This window comes from Streptomyces sp. NPDC042336, from assembly GCF_055581985.1.
In genome coordinates, this window is the sequence record NZ_JBVJEA010000011.1 from 234,763 (window position 1) to 253,392 (window position 18,630).

The following is an 18,630-nucleotide window of genomic DNA, read 5'->3' on the forward strand; positions in this document are numbered from 1 at the left end:
GTCGGGGCGTTCCCGTGTTTCCCGCTGCCCGGGGCCGTCGGTGGCGTCTCGTAGTCTTGAGCGCGTGCAGGAACTCCACGACGCCCCCCTCGCCCCGCTGACCACCTTCCGCCTGGGCGGGCCCGCGACCCGGCTGGTCACGGCCACCACCGACGAAGAGGTGATCGCCGCCGTCCGCGAGGCCGACGACACCGGGACCCCGCTGCTGCTCATCGGCGGCGGATCCAACCTGGTCATCGGCGACAAGGGCTTCGACGGCACCGCCCTGCACATCGCCACCCGCGGCCTGAGCCTCGACGGCACGACGCTGGAGCTGGCGGCCGGCGAGATCTGGAGCGACGCCGTCACCCGGACCGTCGAGGCGGGCCTGGCGGGCGTCGAGTGCCTGGCCGGCATCCCCGGCTCGGCGGGCGCGACCCCGATCCAGAACGTCGGCGCGTACGGCCAGGAGGTGTCCGCGACGATCACCGAGGTGACCGCGTACGACCGCAGGAGCCGTGCGACGGTCGCCCTCTCCAACACCGACTGCGCCTTCTCCTACCGCCACAGCCGCTTCAAGGCCGAGCCCGAGCGGTACGTCGTCCTGCGGGTCCGCTTCGAGCTGGAGGACGCCGGCGGTCTCTCCGCGCCGCTGCGCTACGCCGAGACGGCCCGCGCCCTCGGCGTCGAGGCGGGGGACCGGGTGCCGCTGACGGCCGCCCGGGAGACGGTGCTGAAGCTGCGCGCCGGGAAGGGCATGGTGCTGGACCCCGAGGACCACGACACCTGGTCGGCGGGTTCGTTCTTCACCAACCCGATCCTCACGGACGAGCAGTTCGCCGCGTTCCGCTCGCGCGTCGCCGAACGCCTGGGTGACGCAGTGGAGCCGCCCGCCTTCCCGGCCGGGGAAGGCCGCGTCAAGACCTCCGCGGCCTGGCTGATCGACAAGGCGGGCTTCACCAAGGGGTACGGCTCCGGCCCCGCTCGCATCTCCACCAAGCACACCCTCGCCCTCACCAACCGCGGCGAGGCGACCACCGAGGACCTGCTCGCGCTGGCCCGCGAGGTCGTCACCGGAGTCCACGAGGCCTTCGGCGTCACACTGGTCAACGAACCGGTGACGGTCGGCGTCACCCTCTGACCCGACCCACCTCAACGCGCCGTAGGCGCGGCTCCCACAGCCCAGCACGACTGCCCGCAGCTACGGCGAGGAAGCCGCCGACGGCGGGCCGGGGCGGGGCGGGCGTCGGCGGGCCGCAGTCGCGTACGGCGAGAAGGGGTCGTGTCGGGGGGTGTCCGCCCGCAGCGGTTGGCGCGTCAACGCCGCGAGCCCCCGTGGCCGACCGATTCCGCGCCGTTCCGAGGACGGACACCCCCCGGCGCGGCCCCGACCCACCCACAACGCACCGCGCACCGCGAACCCCCACCACCCCGCACAGGCGCCGCAGGCACCCCCCACCGAACCGGCACAGGCGCCGCAGGCACCCCCAACCCGAACCCGCACCCGCACAGGCGCCGCAGGCACGCCCCACCGGAGCCGCACAGGCGCCGCAGGCACCCCCCACCGGAGCCGCACAGGCGCCGCAGGCGCCCCCCACCGAACCCGCACAGGTGCCGCAGGCACCCCCCACCGAACCCGCACAGGTGCCGCAGGCACCCGCAGGCACCCGCAGGCACCGCGAGCCCCCGCCACCTACCCCGCGAGCCAGTCGTCCACCCCCGCCAACAGCTTCCCCTTCACCTCCTCCGGCGCCGCCGACCCCCGCACCGACTGACGCGCCAGTTCCGCCAGTTCCGCGTCCGTGAAGCCGTGGTGCTCGCGCGCGATCTCGTACTGGGCGGCCAGCCGGGCCCCGAACAGCAGCGGATCGTCCGCGCCCAGCGCCATCGGCACCCCCGCCTCGAACAGCGTCCGCAGCGGCACGTCCTCCGGCTTCTCGTACACGCCCAGCGCGACGTTCGACGCCGGGCACACCTCGCACGTCACCTGCCGGTCCGCGAGCCGCTTCAGCAGCCGGGGGTCCTCCGCCGCCCGCACCCCGTGCCCGATCCGGTCCGCCTCCAGGTCGTCCAGGCAGTCCCGCACCGACGCGGGCCCGGTCAGCTCGCCCCCGTGCGGCGCGCTCAACAGCCCCCCGTCCCGCGCGATCGCGAACGCCCGGTCGAAGTCCCGGGCCATCCCGCGCCGTTCGTCGTTCGACAGCCCGAAGCCGACCACGCCCCGCTCCGCGTACCGCACCGCCAGCCGCGCCAGCGTCCGCGCGTCCAGCGGATGCTTCATCCGGTTCGCGGCGACCAGCACCCGCATCCCGATCCCGGTGTCCCGCACGGTCGTCTCCACCGCGTCCAGGATGATCTCCAGCGCCGGGATCAGCCCGCCCAGCCGCGGCGCGTACGACGTCGGATCGACCTGGATCTCCAGCCACCCCGACCCGTCCCGCAAGTCCTCCTCCGCGGCCTCCCGGACCAGCCGCTGGATGTCCTCGGGCTCCTGGAGGCACGACCGCGCCGCGTCGTACAGCCGCTGGAAGCGGAACCAGCCCCGCTCGTCCGTCGCCCGCAGCTTCGGCGACTCCCCGCGGCCCAGCGCCTCGGTCAGCGCCTCGGGCAGCCGGACGCCGTGCTTGTCGGCCAGTTCCAGCAGGGTGGTGGGCCGCATCGAGCCGGTGAAGTGCAGGTGGAGATGGGCCTTGGGCAGTTCAGAGACATCACGTACACGCTCCATCTGGTGATCCTGCCGTACGACACGCCCGGCCCGACAGCACTTTCCCCGTACGTGGTCTTGCTCGCACAAACAAAGCAGGGGCCGCACACCGGAACGTTCCGGTGTGCGGCCCCTGCCGAAGAACGGCTGGAGACCGGTCCTAGTCCCTGGCCTCCGCCAGCAGCTTCTGGATCCGGCTCACGCCCTCGACGAGGTCCTCGTCCCCGAGCGCGTACGACAGCCGCAGGTACCCCGGCGTGCCGAACGCCTCACCCGGCACCACGGCGACCTCGGCCTCCTCCAGGATGAGCGCGGCCAGCTCGACCGAGTCCTGCGGACGCTTGCCGCGGATCTCCTTGCCGAGCAGCGCCTTCACCGACGGGTAGGCGTAGAACGCGCCCTCGGGCTCCGGGCAGAGCACGCCGTCGATCTCGTTGAGCATCCGCACGATGGTCTGGCGGCGCCGGTCGAAGGCCTCCCGCATCTTCGCCACCGCCTCCAGGTCCCCGGAGACCGCGGCCAGTGCCGCCGCCTGGGACACGTTGGCGACGTTGGACGTGGCGTGCGACTGGAGGTTGGTCGCGGCCTTGACCACGTCCTTCGGGCCGATGACCCACCCGACCCGCCAGCCGGTCATCGCGTACGTCTTCGCCACGCCGTTGACCACGATGCACTTGTCGCGCAGCTCGGGCAGCAGCGCCGGCAGGGACACCGAGACGGCGTCGCCGTAGACGAGGTGCTCGTAGATCTCGTCGGTCAGCACCCACAGGCCGTGCTCGACGGCCCACGTGCCGATGGCCTCGGTCTCGGCCTCGCTGTACACCGCGCCCGTCGGGTTCGACGGCGACACGAAGAGGACGACCTTGGTCTTCTCGGTGCGCGCGGCCTCCAGCTGCTCCACCGTCACCCGGTAGCCGGTCGTCTCGTCGGCGACCACCTCGACCGGGACACCGCCGGCCAGCCGGATCGACTCCGGGTACGTCGTCCAGTAGGGCGCCGGGACGATGACCTCGTCGCCCGGGTCGAGGATCGCGGCGAACGCCTCGTAGATGGCCTGCTTGCCTCCGTTGGTGACGAGGATCTGCGACGGGTCGACCTCGTAGCCGGAGTCGCGCAGCGTCTTCGCGGCGATGGCGGCCTTCAGCTCGGGCAGCCCGCCGGCCGGCGTGTAGCGGTGGAACTTCGGGTTCTTGCACGCCTCGACGGCGGCCTCGACGATGTAGTCCGGCGTCGGGAAGTCGGGCTCACCCGCGCCGAAGCCGATCACGGGACGTCCGGCGGCCTTGAGGGCCTTCGCCTTGGCGTCCACGGCGAGGGTCGCGGACTCGGAGATCGCGCCGACTCGGGCGGAGACCCGGCGCTCGGTGGGAGGGGTTGCAGCGCTCATGACCCCATCGTTCCAGACCGGAAACTTCCCGGGCACAGGGGTTTCACGGACTGAACCGGACCGGTCCAGGACCTGAACGCCTGTCCGGTCCACGCCTTGAACATCAGTCCGGACATCCTTTCTGTTCGACGCCCGGGCCGTGAGCACGTACACTCTCACCTCGTTGGCCTTCAGCGGTCCGCGATCACCCGGTGCACACCAAGCATCCGGGCGGATGCGGTACGTTGGGGGACGAACAAAGGGTCGTAGCTCAATTGGTAGAGCACTGGTCTCCAAAACCAGCGGTTGGGGGTTCAAGTCCCTCCGGCCCTGCTACACACACCATCGCCAGGATGTGTGCGCATGTACGTACAGCAATGCACCGCCGTGCGGCTCCAACCGGGCGCGGCACGGCCACGACCCGGAATCAGGTGAGGACGAGTGACGGACGCCGTGGGCTCCATCGACATGCCTGATGCCCAGGACGAGGCGCCGGACTCCAAGAGGAAGTCGCGCAAGGGCGGCAAGCGCGGCAAGAAGGGCCCGCTGAAGCGGCTCGCGCTCTTCTACCGCCAGATCGTCGCGGAGCTGCGCAAGGTTGTCTGGCCGAGCCGCAACCAGCTGACGACGTACACCACCGTGGTGATCATCTTCGTGGTCATCATGATCGGCCTGGTGACTCTGATTGACTATGGCTTCTCTCACGCCGCCAAGTACGTCTTCGGCTGAGTCGAGAGCGAAGGGCGCCGAGGTACCCGGCGCCCCTTTCGCGTGTTCCACCCCTATGTATCCAGGAAGAAGCAGCCACAGTGTCTGACCCGAACGTGAACGACGCCATCGAGCCGGTCGAGTCCGTCGAGGACGAGCTCGGCACCGTCGAGGGCGCCGACAACGAGGACACCGAGGCCTCCGTCGAGGCCGAGGCTGCCGACGACACGGTCGTCGCGGAGACGGAAGAGGACGCGGCGGAGGCGGAGGCGGACGAGACCGCCGAGGCGACCGACGCGGAGACCACCGAGGCCGAAGCCGAGGAAGCCGAAGGCGAGGAGCCCGAGGCGGAGGAGCCCGACCTCGACCCGGTCGAGAAGCTCCGCCAGGAGCTGCGCGTCCTCCCCGGCGAGTGGTACGTCATCCACACCTACGCCGGTTACGAGAACCGCGTGAAGACCAACCTCGAGCAGCGCGCCGTCTCGCTCAACGTCGAGGACTACATCTTCCAGGCCGAGGTGCCGCAGGAAGAGGTCGTCCAGATCAAGAACGGCGACCGCAAGACGATCCGCCAGAACAAGCTGCCCGGTTACGTCCTGGTCCGCATGGACCTCACCAACGAGTCCTGGGGCGTCGTCCGCAACACCCCCGGCGTCACCGGCTTCGTCGGCAACGCCTACGACCCGTACCCGCTGACCCTGGACGAGATCGTCAAGATGCTCGCCCCGGAGGCCGAGGAGAAGGCCGCCCGCGAGGCCGCCGAGGCCGAGGGCAAGCCGGCTCCGCAGCGCAAGGTCGAGGTCCAGGTCCTGGACTTCGAGGTCGGCGACTCGGTCACCGTCACCGACGGCCCGTTCGCGACGCTGCAGGCCACCATCAACGAGATCAACGCCGACTCGAAGAAGGTCAAGGGCCTCGTCGAGATCTTCGGCCGCGAGACCCCGGTCGAGCTGAGCTTCGACCAGATCCAGAAGAACTGAGACCACACCTTCTGGACGTACTGCTTCCGAGCAGGTCAGGCGGGGCCTCGTGCCCTGCCTGACCTGCTCGGTTTTTGGCCGCGCATCCATACCCGTTATCGTTGTGCGGTATGCCTGTGTCCGGGTAGCTCCCGAACGCGGGCAGGACCCGAATCGAAAGGACCCGGAGAGCTATGCCTCCCAAGAAGAAGAAGGTCACGGGGCTCATCAAGCTCCAGATCCAGGCCGGTGCCGCGAACCCGGCTCCGCCGGTCGGCCCCGCGCTGGGTCAGCACGGCGTCAACATCATGGAGTTCTGCAAGGCCTACAACGCCGCGACCGAGTCGCAGCGCGGTTGGGTCATCCCGGTGGAGATCACGGTCTACGAGGACCGCTCCTTCACCTTCATCACCAAGACGCCGCCGGCCGCCAAGATGATCCTCAAGGCCGCGGGCGTGGAGAAGGGCTCCGGCGAGCCGCACAAGACCAAGGTCGCGAAGATCACGCGTGACCAGGTCCGTGAGATCGCCACCACCAAGATGCCCGACCTCAACGCCAACGACCTGGACCAGGCGGAGAAGATCATCGCCGGTACCGCCCGTTCCATGGGCGTCACGGTCGAGGGCTGAACCCCACCTTCCAGCAGCAGAAGTGGCGGGGCCTGCTCGGCCCGGACCACGACTCCTAAGAAGCCACAGGAGCAGTAGTGAGCAAGCGCAGCAAGTCTCTCCGCGCTGCGGACGCCAAGATCGACCGGGAGAAGCTGTACGCCCCGCTCGAGGCCGTCCGTCTCGCCAAGGAGACCTCCACCTCCAAGTTCGACGGCACCGTCGAGGTCGCCTTCCGTCTGGGTGTCGACCCGCGCAAGGCGGACCAGATGGTCCGTGGCACCGTGAACCTCCCGCACGGCACCGGCAAGACCGCCCGGGTCCTGGTCTTCGCGACCGGTGACCGTGCCGAGGCCGCGCGTGCCGCGGGCGCCGACATCGTCGGCGCCGACGAGCTGATCGACGAGGTGTCGAAGGGGCGTCTGGACTTCGACGCCGTCGTCGCCACCCCGGACCTCATGGGCAAGGTCGGCCGCCTCGGCCGCGTGCTCGGTCCCCGTGGTCTGATGCCGAACCCGAAGACCGGCACCGTGACCCCGGACGTGACCAAGGCCGTCACCGAGATCAAGGGCGGCAAGATCGAGTTCCGCGTCGACAAGCACTCGAACCTGCACTTCATCATCGGCAAGACGTCGTTCGACGACACCAAGCTGGTGGAGAACTACGGCGCGGCGCTGGACGAGATCCTCCGTCTGAAGCCGTCCGCCGCCAAGGGCCGCTACATCAAGAAGGCCGCCATCAGCACCACGATGGGCCCCGGCATTCCGCTGGACTCCAACCGCACCCGCAACCTCCTCGTCGAGGAGGACCCGGCCGCGGTCTGAGCGGGCGGCTCGCCCCAAGGGTTCACGGGCCCCGCACCTTTCGAGGTGCGGGGCCCGTCCCTTTTGGCCCGTCCCCTTTTCCGGCGCCCTGGGTTAGCGTGCGGGCAACGGACCGCGCACGGGGCGCAGGAGCCGTACGGGGCGCAAGGGGTGGGTGGATGACGGGCACGACGGCACGCCGTACGGTCGTCTCGATCGCGGTGTCGGCCGCGCTGGCGTGCTCCACCGCGTGCACCGGCTCCGGGGGACCCGACGACCCCGGCGGCGCGACCGGGGCCACCGGCTCGACGGCACCCTCCGCCTCCGCTCCGCCGTCCCCCCGGCCCCCGGCCCTCACGGGACCTTCGGCGGACGCCCTGCGGGCCGTCGAGCGGGCCACCGGGCGGGCGGGTTCGGCTCGGGTGGAGTCCACGACCGTGATGGGCCGCGAGCTGTCCCTGGCGGCCGCGGGCGCCCTCGGCTGGGACGACGGTCTCACCGGCACCCTGACGATCACCTACACGGGCGGCACGACCGCCGAGACCATGCGCAGCCTCGGCACCACCGCGATGGAGGCCCGGTACCTGCCCGACGCCTACTACGCCAGGATGGGCGACGAGTTCGCCGAGCGGCTCGACGGCCGGCACTGGATCAAGTACGTGTACGAGGACCTGGAGGACCTGGGCGGCGACGCGGGCGCCGGATTCGCCGACCAGATGCGCAACACCACGCCCCACCAGGCGGTGAAGCTGCTGCTGACGGCCGGGGACGTGCGCCGGGTGGGCGAGGAGACGACGCGCGGCCGGCGCACCACGCACTGGTCCGGCACGGTGGGCGGGGCCACCGAGCAGACCGTCGACATCTGGGTCGACGACCGGGATCTGCTGGTCAAGAAGGTCGAGCGGGGACGTACGAAGACCGGGGAGCTGACCCAGACCGCGTACTACAGCGACTACGGCGTCACGGTCTCCGCCGAACGCCCACCGGCCGCGGACACGGCGGACTTCAAGGAACTGCTCGCGTCCGAGGAGAACTAGGGCCGGAGGGACCGGCGGAGAAATCACGAGATCGTTCCGAACCGATTCGGCTAGGCTCGCGTCCTTGTTCCAAAGAACCGCAAAGAACTGCTGTGGAGCGGCGGTGCGTCTCCTGTGCCCCTCCATGCTCCTGTGCTCCTTGAATCCCGTGGGGGGATGACGATGAAGACTTCCGTACGTGTGCCCGTCGGCGCCGGACTGGCCGCACTGCTGCTCGCCGCCGGGGCGGTGGGCTGTTCCAAGGAGGACAAGGCCTCCGAGTCCCCGGAGATGACGCCCGCGGCCGCCGTCGCCAAGGCGGCGAAGAACACGGAGGACATCGACTCCTTCCGCTACCGCATGACCGGCAAGGTCCCCGAGGAGGGCCGGGTCAAGGCGGAGGCGCAGATGCAGATCAAGCCGAAGCTCGCGATGAGCATGAAGATGACGGCGCTCGACCAGGGCGCCGACGGCACCGCGGAGATCCGGCTCGTCGACAACGCGATGTACATCGGCGGCGGCGCCGAGGCGGCCAAGGAGATGGACGGCAAGAGCTGGATCAAGTTCGACATGTCCGCGTTGGGCGCCGACGAGGAGCTGAACCAGCTGGGCGGCGCCTCCCAGGCCGACAAGAACCCGGCGACCGAGTCCACCTTCCTCACCGGGGCCAAGGACGTCGAGAAGGTCGGCACCGAGACCGTCGACGGCGTGAAGACCACCCACTACAAGGGCACGGTCTCCCTCGCCGACCTGGAGAAGACCATCGGGGACGAGGGCGAGGCCACCCGGGAGAAGCGCCAGAAGAGCCTTGAGCAGTACGAGAAGATGGGCGTCGACAAGCTCACGATCGACATGTGGGTCGACGGCGACGACCAGGCCAAGCAGTTCCGCATGCGCGGCGACGCGGACAAGGGCCCGATGGACATGACCATCACCTTCCTCGGGTTCAACGAGCCCGTGAAGGTCACCGCCCCGCCGGCCGCGGAGACCGCCGACCTGGCCGAGATGATGAAGGACGCCCAGCAGGGCTGAGCCCCGGCGCCCGCCCCGTGGGGTCGCCGTCGGGGCGGATTTGCTTGGCACTGCCCCGTTCCCGTACGCTTCCACAGAAGCCAAAGACCGCTGGTCGTTGCCGTGTGTTCGAAAGAGGACACGGTGGCCGAAGGATCCGCTGAACTGCGGACGACCCGCGCAGGTGACTGTGGATGAACTCCCGGAGTGCCCGCCCCGTGCGGATGCCGACCGGTCGAGTCACGCCCCGAGCGCCTGCGCCGGGGCGTTTCGTTTTCCCCAGTCCTCCTTCGGGTCCGCGCGGTCCGAATCACCCGGAAGGAGGCCGAGGCTCTATGGCGACGCCCGAAAAGGCTGCCGCGGTTGCCGAGCTGACGGACAAGTTCCGCAGCTCGAACGCCGCCGTGCTGACCGAGTACCGCGGTCTCACCGTGGCGCAGCTCAAGACGCTGCGCCGGTCGCTCGGTGAGAACGCCCAGTACGCCGTGGTGAAGAACACGCTGACCAAGATTGCGGCCAACGAGGCCGGGATCACGCTCGACGACCAGCTCTTCGCTGGTCCGACGGCCGTCGCCTTCGTCACCGGTGACCCGGTGGAGTCGGCGAAGGGTCTGCGCGACTTCGCCAAGGACAACCCGAATCTCGTCATCAAGGGCGGTGTCCTTGACGGCAAGGCGATGTCCGCCGACGAGATCAAGAAGCTTGCGGACCTCGAGTCCCGCGAGGTTCTGCTCTCCAAGCTGGCCGGTGCCTTCAAGGCGAAGCAGTCCCAGGCTGCCTCCGTCTTCCAGGCGCTGCCGTCGAAGCTCGTCCGCACCGTGGACGCGCTCCGTGCCAAGCAGGACGAGCAGGGCGGTGCCGAGTAACTCGGCTCGCTTTCTGATCCGGGCCGCCTGAGCGCGGCACGGGTCGCAGCGGGCCGACGTACGCCCGCCACACCCCGTACATCCGGCACCTGCCGAATTAGTGGAAGGACCGCCATCATGGCGAAGCTCAGCCAGGACGACCTGCTCGCCCAGTTCGAGGAGATGACCCTCATCGAGCTCTCCGAGTTCGTGAAGGCCTTCGAGGAGAAGTTCGACGTCACCGCCGCCGCTGCCGCGCCGGTCGTCGTCGCCGGTGGTGCCGCTGGTGGCGCCGCCGCCGAGGCCGCCGAGGAGAAGGACGAGTTCGACGTCATCCTCACCGGTGCCGGCGACAAGAAGATCCAGGTCATCAAGGTCGTGCGTGAGCTGACCTCCCTGGGTCTGAAGGAGGCCAAGGACCTCGTGGACGGCGCCCCGAAGCCCGTCCTCGAGAAGGTCGCCAAGGACGCCGCCGACAAGGCCAAGGAGTCCCTCGAGGGCGCCGGCGCCTCCGTCGAGGTCAAGTAAGACCGCACCGGCACCACGGATCCGTCAGGGTCTGTAACGCCGTAGCACCGAAGAGCGATCATCCATCCGGGTGGTCGCTCTTCGGCGTATCCGGGGTCCGGCGGCGGTCGCCTTGCACGTGTGACGGTGAAGAGTAGGGTGATCTTCGTCGTGCCGTCGCCGGGGCCCTGAGAGCCCCCTGGCGACAACCGGTTTGGGCAAGGGGGGCCTTGACGAACCGCACGCAGCGCGCAATTCTCAGGGCGTCGTCACAAGGATCCGAATCCGAGGCATGGATCGACGGCGAAGAGGGCAGTATCTGGGTGCGTTGAGGGCGAGGCCTTGCCGCACAGGTGGTGAGAACAACGAGGAGTGAACACGGTCCCCGAGAACCGCACTGGACATCAGTGTGCCAAGTGGCTACACTGACCCTTTGCGCTGCCTGTTAGCTGCCCCCTGCCCGTCACCAGGGGTCTACCCTCGCCCGAGCACTGACGACCAGAGCATGTCTGACCTGGCTCTTTAGCCACATCAGGCACCCCCTGTCTCCGTGCACGGAAGAGGGGCCGGTACGCGCGTAGTGAGTCCGAGCCCTCGGAAGGACCCCCTCTTGGCCGCCTCGCGCAATGCCTCGACCGCGAATACGAACAACGCTGCCAGCACCGCCCCGCTGCGCATCTCCTTTGCAAAGATCAAGGAGCCCCTCGAGGTTCCGAACCTTCTCGCGCTGCAAACCGAGAGCTTCGACTGGCTGCTCGGCAACGACGCGTGGAAGGCTCGCGTCGAGTCGGCTCTGGAGTCCGGTCAGGACGTCCCCACCAAGTCCGGTCTGGAGGAGATCTTCGAGGAGATCTCTCCGATCGAGGACTTTTCCGGGTCGATGTCGCTGACGTTCCGCGACCACCGTTTCGAGCCCCCGAAGAACAGCATCGACGAGTGCAAGGACCGTGACTTCACGTACGCGGCCCCGCTCTTCGTCACCGCCGAGTTCACCAACAACGAGACCGGCGAGATCAAGTCCCAGACGGTCTTCATGGGCGACTTCCCGCTCATGACGAACAAGGGCACCTTCGTCATCAACGGCACCGAGCGTGTCGTGGTGTCGCAGCTGGTCCGTTCGCCGGGTGTCTACTTCGACTCCTCCATCGACAAGACGTCCGACAAGGACATCTTCTCCGCCAAGATCATCCCGTCCCGGGGTGCCTGGCTGGAGATGGAGATCGACAAGCGCGACATGGTCGGTGTGCGCATCGACCGCAAGCGCAAGCAGTCCGTGACCGTCCTGCTCAAGGCCCTCGGTTGGACGACCGAGCAGATCCTCGAGGAGTTCGGCGAGTACGAGTCCATGCGTGCCACCCTGGAGAAGGACCACACCCAGGGCCAGGACGACGCGCTGCTCGACATCTACCGCAAGCTGCGTCCGGGCGAGCCGCCCACGCGTGAGGCCGCGCAGACGCTGCTCGAGAACCTCTACTTCAACCCGAAGCGCTACGACCTCGCCAAGGTCGGCCGCTACAAGGTGAACAAGAAGCTCGGCGCGGACGAGCCGCTGGACGCCGGCGTGCTCACCACCGACGACATCATCGCCACGATCAAGTACCTGGTGAAGCTGCACGCCGGTGAGACCGAGACGGTCGGCGAGTCGGGCCGGGAGATCGTCGTCGAGACCGACGACATCGACCACTTCGGCAACCGCCGCATCCGCAACGTCGGCGAGCTGATCCAGAACCAGGTCCGTACGGGTCTCGCCCGTATGGAGCGCGTCGTGCGCGAGCGCATGACGACCCAGGACGTCGAGGCCATCACGCCGCAGACCCTGATCAACATCCGGCCGGTCGTCGCCTCCATCAAGGAGTTCTTCGGCACCAGCCAGCTGTCCCAGTTCATGGACCAGAACAACCCGCTGTCGGGGCTGACGCACAAGCGTCGTCTGAACGCCCTCGGCCCGGGTGGTCTCTCCCGTGAGCGGGCCGGCTTCGAGGTCCGCGACGTGCACCCGTCGCACTACGGCCGCATGTGCCCGATCGAGACGCCCGAAGGCCCGAACATCGGTCTGATCGGCTCGCTCGCGTCCTACGGCCGGATCAACCCCTTCGGCTTCATCGAGACGCCGTACCGCAAGGTCGTCGAGGGCCAGGTCACCGACGACGTCGACTACCTGACCGCCGACGAGGAGGACCGCTTCGTCATCGCGCAGGCCAACGCCACGCTCAACGACGACATGCGGTTCGCCGAGGCCCGCGTCCTGGTCCGCCGTCGTGGCGGCGAGGTCGACTACGTCCCCGGTGACGACGTCGACTACATGGACGTCTCGCCGCGCCAGATGGTGTCGGTCGCGACCGCGATGATCCCGTTCCTCGAGCACGACGACGCCAACCGTGCCCTCATGGGCGCGAACATGATGCGTCAGGCCGTGCCGCTCATCAAGAGCGAGTCCCCGCTCGTCGGCACCGGCATGGAGTACCGCTCCGCCGCCGACGCCGGTGACGTGGTCAAGGCCGAGAAGCCGGGTGTGGTCCAGGAGGTCTCCGCGGACTACATCACCACGACCAACGACGACGGCACGTACATCACGTACCGCCTGGCCAAGTTCTCCCGGTCCAACCAGGGCACCTCGGTCAACCAGAAGGTCATCGTCTCCGAGGGCGACCGCGTCATCGAGGGCCAGGTCCTCGCCGACGGTCCGGCCACCGAGAACGGCGAGATGGCGCTCGGCAAGAACCTGCTGGTCGCCTTCATGCCGTGGGAGGGTCACAACTACGAGGACGCGATCATCCTGTCGCAGCGCCTCGTGCAGGACGACGTCCTCTCCTCGATCCACATCGAGGAGCACGAGGTCGACGCCCGTGACACCAAGCTCGGCCCCGAGGAGATCACCCGGGACATCCCGAACGTCTCCGAGGAGGTCCTCGCCGACCTCGACGAGCGCGGCATCATCCGCATCGGTGCCGAGGTCGTCGCCGGCGACATCCTCGTCGGCAAGGTCACGCCCAAGGGTGAGACCGAGCTGACCCCGGAGGAGCGCCTGCTCCGCGCGATCTTCGGTGAGAAGGCGCGCGAGGTGCGCGACACCTCCCTGAAGGTGCCGCACGGCGAGATCGGCAAGGTCATCGGCGTCCGCGTCTTCGACCGCGAGGAGGGCGACGAGCTTCCCCCCGGTGTGAACCAGCTGGTGCGCGTGTACGTGGCGCAGAAGCGCAAGATCACCGACGGTGACAAGCTCGCCGGCCGCCACGGCAACAAGGGCGTCATCTCCAAGATCAACCCGATCGAGGACATGCCGTTCCTGGAGGACGGCACGCCCGTCGACATCATCCTGAACCCGCTGGGTGTCCCGTCCCGAATGAACCCGGGACAGGTCCTGGAGATCCACCTCGGCTGGCTCGCCAGCCGCGGCTGGGACGTCTCCGGCCTCGCGGAGGAGTGGGCGCAGCGGCTCCAGGCCATCGGCGCCGACAAGGTCGAGCCCGGCACCAACGTCGCCACCCCGGTCTTCGACGGTGCGCGCGAGGACGAGCTGGCCGGCCTGCTCCAGCACACCATCCCGAACCGCGACGGCGAGCGCATGGTGCTCCCGACCGGCAAGGCGAGGCTGTTCGACGGCCGCTCCGGCGAGCCGTTCCCGGAGCCGATCTCGGTCGGCTACATGTACATCCTCAAGCTCCACCACCTGGTCGACGACAAGCTGCACGCCCGGTCGACCGGCCCGTACTCGATGATCACCCAGCAGCCGCTGGGTGGTAAGGCCCAGTTCGGTGGCCAGCGCTTCGGTGAGATGGAGGTGTGGGCGCTGGAGGCTTACGGCGCCGCGTACGCCCTCCAGGAGCTGCTGACCATCAAGTCCGACGACGTGACCGGCCGCGTGAAGGTCTACGAGGCCATCGTCAAGGGCGAGAACATCCCTGAGCCCGGCATCCCCGAGTCCTTCAAGGTGCTCATCAAGGAGATGCAGTCCCTGTGCCTCAACGTGGAGGTGCTGTCCTCGGACGGCATGTCCATCGAGATGCGTGACACCGACGAGGACGTCTTCCGCGCTGCGGAGGAGCTCGGCATCGACCTGTCCCGGCGCGAGCCGAGCAGCGTCGAAGAGGTCTGACGGGAGTCAGGCGGGGCCTGTCACCCACAGGCCCCGCCGATCCCGCGACCCCCGTTTCAGACCACAGACTTACAACCCTGAGAGGGATTGACGCATAGTGCTCGACGTCAACTTCTTCGACGAGCTCCGGATCGGTCTGGCCACCGCTGACGACATCCGTCAGTGGAGCCACGGCGAGGTCAAGAAGCCCGAGACCATCAACTACCGCACCCTCAAGCCCGAGAAGGACGGACTCTTCTGCGAGAAGATCTTCGGTCCGACCCGGGACTGGGAGTGCTACTGCGGCAAGTACAAGCGCGTCCGCTTCAAGGGCATCATCTGTGAGCGCTGCGGCGTCGAGGTCACTCGCGCCAAGGTGCGCCGTGAGCGGATGGGCCACATCGAGCTGGCCGCTCCCGTCACCCACATCTGGTACTTCAAGGGCGTCCCGTCGCGCCTGGGCTACCTGCTGGACCTGGCGCCGAAGGACCTCGAGAAGGTCATCTACTTCGCCGCGTACATGATCACGTTCGTGGACGAGGAGCGCCGTACGCGCGACCTGCCGTCGCTGGAGGCCCACGTCTCCGTCGAGCGCCAGCAGATCGAGCAGCGCCGCGACTCCGACCTCGAAGCCCGCGCCAAGAAGCTCGAGACCGACCTGGCCGAGCTGGAGGCCGAGGGCGCCAAGGCCGACGTGCGCCGCAAGGTGCGCGAGGGCGCCGAGCGTGAGATGAAGCAGCTGCGCGACCGTGCGCAGCGCGAGATCGACCGCCTCGACGAGGTGTGGAACCGGTTCAAGAACCTCAAGGTCCAGGACCTGGAGGGCGACGAGCTGCTCTACCGCGAGCTGCGCGACCGCTTCGGCACCTACTTCGACGGCTCGATGGGCGCCGCCGCGCTGCAGAAGCGCCTGGAGTCCTTCGACCTCGACGAGGAGGCCGAGCGCCTCCGCGAGATCATCCGCACCGGCAAGGGCCAGAAGAAGACCCGTGCGCTCAAGCGCCTCAAGGTCGTCTCCGCGTTCCTGCAGACCAGCAACAGCCCCAAGGGCATGGTGCTGGACTGCGTGCCGGTCATCCCGCCGGACCTGCGTCCGATGGTGCAGCTGGACGGTGGCCGCTTCGCGACCTCCGACCTGAACGACCTGTACCGCCGTGTCATCAACCGCAACAACCGCCTGAAGCGGCTTCTCGACCTCGGCGCGCCCGAGATCATCGTGAACAACGAGAAGCGCATGCTCCAGGAGGCCGTCGACGCGCTCTTCGACAACGGCCGTCGTGGTCGCCCGGTGACGGGCCCCGGCAACCGTCCGCTGAAGTCGCTGTCCGACATGCTCAAGGGCAAGCAGGGCCGCTTCCGTCAGAACCTGCTCGGCAAGCGAGTCGACTACTCGGCGCGTTCCGTCATCGTCGTCGGCCCGCAGCTGAAGCTGCACCAGTGCGGTCTGCCCAAGGCCATGGCGCTGGAGCTCTTCAAGCCGTTCGTGATGAAGCGCCTGGTCGACCTGAACCACGCGCAGAACATCAAGAGCGCCAAGCGCATGGTCGAGCGCGGCCGCACCGTGGTGTACGACGTCCTCGAAGAGGTCATCGCCGAGCACCCGGTGCTGCTGAACCGTGCGCCCACCCTGCACCGCCTCGGCATCCAGGCCTTCGAGCCGCAGCTGGTCGAGGGCAAGGCCATCCAGATCCACCCGCTCGTCTGCACCGCGTTCAACGCGGACTTCGACGGTGACCAGATGGCCGTGCACCTGCCGCTGTCCGCGGAGGCGCAGGCCGAGGCCCGCATCCTGATGCTGTCCTCGAACAACATCCTCAAGCCGGCCGACGGCCGTCCGGTGACGATGCCGACCCAGGACATGGTCCTCGGTCTGTTCTTCCTCACCACCGACGGCGAGGGCCGCGACCTCAAGGGCGAGGGCCGTGCCTTCGGTTCCGCCGCCGAGGCGATCATGGCGTTCGACGCGGGCGACCTGTCGCTCCAGTCGAAGGTCGACATCCGCTTCCCGGTGGGTACCATCCCGCCCCGCGGCTGGGAGCCCCCGGCCCGCGAGGAGGGTGAGCCGGAGTGGCAGCAGGGTGACACCTTCACCCTGAAGACCACGCTGGGCCGCGCGCTCTTCAACGAGCTGCTGCCCGAGGACTACCCGTTCGTCGACTACGAGGTCGGCAAGAAGCAGCTCTCCGAGATCGTCAACGACCTCGCCGAGCGCTACCCGAAGGTCATCGTGGCGGCGACGCTCGACAACCTGAAGGCGGCCGGCTTCTTCTGGGCGACTCGTTCCGGCGTCACCGTGGCCATCTCCGACGTCGTCGTTCCCGAGGCGAAGAAGGAGATCGTCAAGGGCTACGAGGCGCAGGACGAGAAGGTCCAGAAGCAGTACGAGCGCGGTCTGATCACCAAGGACGAGCGCACGCAGGAGCTCATCGCGATCTGGACCAAGGCGACCAACGAGGTCGCCGAGGCGATGAACGACAACTTCCCGAAGACCAACCCGATCTTCATGATGGTGAACTCGGGCGCACGAGGCAACATGATGCAGATGCGTCAGATCGCCGGTATGCGTGGTCTGGTGTCGAACGCGAAGAACGAGACGATCCCGCGTCCGATCAAGGCGTCGTTCCGTGAGGGCCTGTCCGTGCTGGAGTACTTCATCTCCACGCACGGTGCCCGTAAGGGTCTGGCGGACACCGCTCTGCGTACCGCCGACTCGGGTTACCTCACGCGTCGTCTGGTCGACGTCTCCCAGGACGTCATCATCCGCGAGGAGGACTGCGGCACCGAGCGCGGCCTCAAGCTGCCGATCGCCGTGCGCGACGCGGACGGCACGCTGCGCAAGGCGGACGACGTCGAGACCAGCGTCTACGCCCGCATGCTCGCCGAGGACGTCGTCATCGACGGCAAGGTCATCGCGCCGGCCAACGTCGACCTCGGTGACGTCCTGATCGACGCCCTGGTCGCCCACGGCGTCGAGGAGGTCAAGACCCGCTCGATCCTGACCTGCGAGTCCCAGGTCGGCACCTGCGCCATGTGCTACGGCCGCTCGCTGGCCACCGGCAAGCTGGTCGACATCGGTGAGGCGGTCGGCATCATCGCCGCCCAGTCCATCGGTGAGCCCGGCACCCAGCTGACGATGCGTACCTTCCACACCGGTGGTGTGGCCGGTGACGACATCACGCAGGGTCTGCCGCGTGTCGTCGAGCTCTTCGAGGCCCGTACCCCGAAGGGTGTCGCCCCGATCTCCGAGGCCTCCGGCCGCGTCCGGATCGAGGAGACCGAGAAGACCAAGAAGATCGTCGTCACCCCCGACGACGGCAGCGACGAGACGGCGTTCCCGATCTCGAAGCGTGCCCGTCTGCTGGTGGGCGAGGGCGACCACGTCGAGGTGGGCCAGAAGCTCACCGTGGGTGCCACCAACCCGCACGACGTGCTGCGCATCCTGGGTCAGCGTGCCGTCCAGGTCCACCTGGTCGGCGAGGTCCAGAAGGTCTACAACTCGCAGGGCGTGTCGATCCACGACAAGCACATCGAGATCATCATCCGGCAGATGCTGCGCCGTGTGACGATCATCGAGTCCGGCGACGCCGAGCTGCTGCCCGGCGAGCTGGTCGAGCGCACGAAGTTCGAGACCGAGAACCGTCGTGTGGTCCAGGAGGGCGGTCACCCGGCCTCCGGTCGTCCGCAGCTGATGGGTATCACCAAGGCCTCGCTGGCGACGGAATCCTGGCTGTCGGCCGCCTCCTTCCAGGAGACGACCCGAGTCCTGACGGACGCGGCGATCAACGCCAAGTCCGACAGCCTCATCGGCCTCAAGGAGAACGTCATCATCGGTAAGCTCATCCCGGCCGGTACGGGCCTGTCCCGCTACCGCAACATCCGGGTGGAGCCGACCGAGGAGGCCAAGGCCGCGATGTACTCGGCCGTCGGCTACGACGACATCGACTACTCGCCGTTCGGCACGGGCTCCGGCCAGGCCGTTCCGCTGGAGGACTACGACTACGGTCCGTACAACCAGTAAGCGGGCAGCTTGATACGAACGGAGGGCGGTC

General features: G+C 68.4%; 13 protein-coding genes and 1 tRNA gene. 12 read left to right on the forward strand and 2 right to left on the reverse strand.

Annotated features, from left to right (window positions below; all coding sequences use genetic code 11):
- Positions 1-40 precede the first annotated feature (40 nt).
- The gene (locus ACZ6IM_RS24440) at positions 41-1,120 is read left to right on the forward strand and encodes a UDP-N-acetylmuramate dehydrogenase (protein ID WP_469559038.1); all 1,080 of its coding nucleotides are present in this window, start codon (positions 41-43) and stop codon (positions 1,118-1,120) included.
- Between the two features lie 552 nt (positions 1,121-1,672).
- On the opposite strand, the gene ACZ6IM_RS24445 is transcribed toward ACZ6IM_RS24440, so the two are convergent.
- Both ACZ6IM_RS24445 and ACZ6IM_RS24450 read right to left on the reverse strand, forming a co-directional pair.
- Positions 1,673-2,704 (reverse strand): adenosine deaminase, encoded by a 1,032-nt coding sequence (locus ACZ6IM_RS24445; RefSeq protein ID WP_052839541.1) that lies wholly within the window; start codon positions 2,702-2,704, stop codon positions 1,673-1,675.
- Positions 2,705-2,843: 139 nt separating this feature from the next.
- Positions 2,844-4,070 (reverse strand): pyridoxal phosphate-dependent aminotransferase, encoded by a 1,227-nt coding sequence (locus ACZ6IM_RS24450; RefSeq protein WP_052839542.1) that lies wholly within the window; start codon positions 4,068-4,070, stop codon positions 2,844-2,846.
- Positions 4,071-4,309: 239 nt separating this feature from the next.
- Here ACZ6IM_RS24450 and ACZ6IM_RS24455 point away from each other — a divergent pair.
- The 11 genes from ACZ6IM_RS24455 (at position 4,310) to ACZ6IM_RS24505 (ending at position 18,599) form a co-directional block, all read left to right on the forward strand.
- Positions 4,310-4,382, forward strand: a tRNA-Trp gene (locus ACZ6IM_RS24455).
- Positions 4,383-4,490: 108 nt separating this feature from the next.
- Entirely contained in the window at positions 4,491-4,778 is a 288-nt protein-coding gene (secE, locus tag ACZ6IM_RS24460; protein ID WP_052839543.1) for a preprotein translocase subunit SecE, read from the forward strand.
- 80 nt (positions 4,779-4,858) lie between these two features.
- Positions 4,859-5,737, forward strand: a complete 879-nt coding sequence (nusG, locus tag ACZ6IM_RS24465; RefSeq protein ID WP_052839544.1) for a transcription termination/antitermination protein NusG — start codon at positions 4,859-4,861, stop codon at positions 5,735-5,737.
- 173 nt (positions 5,738-5,910) lie between these two features.
- Positions 5,911-6,345, forward strand: a complete 435-nt coding sequence (gene rplK, locus ACZ6IM_RS24470) for a 50S ribosomal protein L11 (protein ID WP_003974315.1) — start codon at positions 5,911-5,913, stop codon at positions 6,343-6,345.
- A gap of 77 nt (positions 6,346-6,422) precedes the next feature.
- Positions 6,423-7,148: a 50S ribosomal protein L1 gene (gene rplA / locus ACZ6IM_RS24475; RefSeq protein WP_052839545.1), complete on the forward strand. Its 726-nt coding sequence runs from the start codon at positions 6,423-6,425 to the stop codon at positions 7,146-7,148.
- Positions 7,149-7,306: 158 nt separating this feature from the next.
- Entirely contained in the window at positions 7,307-8,164 is an 858-nt protein-coding gene (locus tag ACZ6IM_RS24480) for an SCO4651 family lipoprotein (protein WP_052839546.1), read from the forward strand.
- A gap of 162 nt (positions 8,165-8,326) precedes the next feature.
- Positions 8,327-9,175, forward strand: a complete 849-nt coding sequence (locus ACZ6IM_RS24485; RefSeq protein WP_052839601.1) for an SCO4651 family lipoprotein — start codon at positions 8,327-8,329, stop codon at positions 9,173-9,175.
- A gap of 314 nt (positions 9,176-9,489) precedes the next feature.
- Complete coding sequence (rplJ, locus tag ACZ6IM_RS24490; protein WP_052839547.1) at positions 9,490-10,020, forward strand: 50S ribosomal protein L10; 531 nt, start codon at positions 9,490-9,492, stop codon at positions 10,018-10,020.
- Between the two features lie 117 nt (positions 10,021-10,137).
- Positions 10,138-10,527 (forward strand): 50S ribosomal protein L7/L12, encoded by a 390-nt coding sequence (gene rplL / locus ACZ6IM_RS24495; RefSeq protein ID WP_052839548.1) that lies wholly within the window; start codon positions 10,138-10,140, stop codon positions 10,525-10,527.
- Positions 10,528-11,116: 589 nt separating this feature from the next.
- Positions 11,117-14,602 (forward strand): DNA-directed RNA polymerase subunit beta, encoded by a 3,486-nt coding sequence (gene rpoB / locus ACZ6IM_RS24500; protein ID WP_052839549.1) that lies wholly within the window; start codon positions 11,117-11,119, stop codon positions 14,600-14,602.
- 97 nt (positions 14,603-14,699) lie between these two features.
- On the forward strand, positions 14,700-18,599 hold the full coding sequence (locus tag ACZ6IM_RS24505) for a DNA-directed RNA polymerase subunit beta' (RefSeq protein WP_052839550.1): 3,900 nt from the start codon (positions 14,700-14,702) through the stop codon (positions 18,597-18,599).
- Positions 18,600-18,630 lie beyond the last annotated feature (31 nt).